This is a genomic window from Iodidimonas muriae, assembly GCF_014647255.1.
GTDB lineage: Bacteria > Pseudomonadota > Alphaproteobacteria > Sphingomonadales > Rhodothalassiaceae > Iodidimonas > Iodidimonas muriae.
Genome location: NZ_BMOV01000022.1, coordinates 1 through 1,056 on the forward strand (window position 1 = coordinate 1; position 1,056 = coordinate 1,056).

A 1,056-nucleotide genomic window follows, 5' to 3' on the forward strand; every position below is an offset into this window, starting at 1 on the left:
GGCCTTCGTCCATGGCGATGGGAGCAATCAGTTCCACACCCAGCGTCACATTATCGCCAGGCATCACCATTTCCGTTCCTTCAGGAAGCGTCACCATGCCGGTCACGTCCGTGGTGCGGAAATAAAACTGCGGACGATAGTTTGCAAAGAACGGCGTATGACGACCGCCTTCATCTTTCGTCAGAATATAGGTTTCCGCATTGAACTTGGTGTGCGGGGTGATCGAACCCGGCTTTGCCAGAACCTGACCGCGTTCCACATCATCACGGCCAACACCGCGCAGAAGGGCACCGATATTGTCGCCAGCCTGACCCTGATCCAGAAGCTTGCGGAACATTTCAACGCCGGTCACCGTCGTCTTCGTCGTATCCTTGATACCAACGATTTCAACTTCTTCACCAACCTTGATGATCCCCGTTTCAACACGGCCGGTCACAACCGTCCCACGGCCGGAAATCGAGAACACATCTTCAATCGGCATCAAGAAAGGCTTGTCAACCGGACGCTCGGGCGTCGGGATATAGGCATCGACTTCCTTCATCAGGTCCAGAATCTTCTGGGCGCCGATTTCAGGGTTCTTGCCTTCCAAAGCGGCCAAAGCAGAGCCGGCTACAATCGGAATATCATCGCCAGGAAATTCATAAGCCGACAGAAGCTCGCGGATCTCAAGCTCGACAAGCTCGAGAAGCTCTTCATCGTCAACCTGATCCACCTTGTTCAAGAACACAACAAGCGACGGAACGCCAACCTGACGGGCCAAAAGAATGTGCTCGCGCGTCTGCGGCATGGGGCCGTCAGCAGCCGAAACAACCAGAATCGCGCCATCCATCTGCGCCGCGCCGGTGATCATGTTCTTCACATAATCCGCATGGCCCGGGCAGTCCACATGCGCATAGTGACGGCCTTCCGTCTCATATTCCACATGCGACGTGGAAATCGTGATCCCACGCTCACGCTCTTCTGGCGCCTTGTCGATGTTCGCATAATCCGTAAAGGTCGCGCCACCGGCTTCCGCCAACACTTTCGTAATCGCAGCCGTCAGGGTTGTCTTCCCGT

General features: G+C 55.5%; 1 protein-coding gene. It reads right to left on the reverse strand.

The window, feature by feature from the left end:
• On the reverse strand, window positions 1-1,056 hold a 1,056-nt coding region (gene tuf / locus IEX96_RS13970; RefSeq protein WP_188874162.1), incomplete at both ends, for an elongation factor Tu.